Consider the following 539-nt stretch of genomic DNA (forward strand, 5'->3'; position numbering starts at 1 on the left):
CGGGCAGCAGCGGCGCCAGCGGGCGGGCGAGGCGGCCCAGATGGAGCGCGGCCCGGAACAGCCGGCGACGCGACATGAGGGCAGTCAGCGCGCGGCGGGCCAGCCGTTCATGCCACGGACGATGCACCTCGATGTGGGCGCGGGCGGTGTCGATCAACTGGGCATAATCAACGCCCGATGGGCAGGTGCTGGTGCAGGACAAGCAGGTGAGGCAGCGGTCGAGGTGGCGGGCGGCCCGCGCCGACGGCGCTGCGTCCGGTGCGGCCATCATGTCCTTCATCAGCCAGATGCGGCCGCGCGGGCCATCGAGTTCGTCGCCTGTAACCAGATAGGTGGGGCAGGTGGCATTGCAGAAGCCGCAGTGCACGCATTTGCGTGCGAGCGTGGGGATTTCGGCAGCCGCGCTCATGGCAAGAGCCCCGGATTGAGGATGCCGGCCGGATCGAACTGGGCCTTCACCCGCGCATCGAGCGCCGCCAGGCCGGCATCAAGCGGCGCGCGGGCCGGGACGCGCCCGCTGTGCCCGAGCAGCCGCACCG

General features: G+C 71.6%; 1 protein-coding gene. It reads right to left on the reverse strand.

Translation table 11 applies throughout. The annotated features are described in order from the left end of the window. Window positions 1-409: 4Fe-4S dicluster domain-containing protein (locus GJV64_RS15390; protein WP_164158402.1), on the reverse strand; the 409-nt coding region annotated here is incomplete at its 3' end. Between the last annotated feature and the right edge of the window lie 130 nt (window positions 410-539).

The organism is Sandarakinorhabdus rubra (genome assembly GCF_010994245.1).
GTDB lineage: Bacteria > Pseudomonadota > Alphaproteobacteria > Sphingomonadales > Sphingomonadaceae > Sandarakinorhabdus > Sandarakinorhabdus rubra.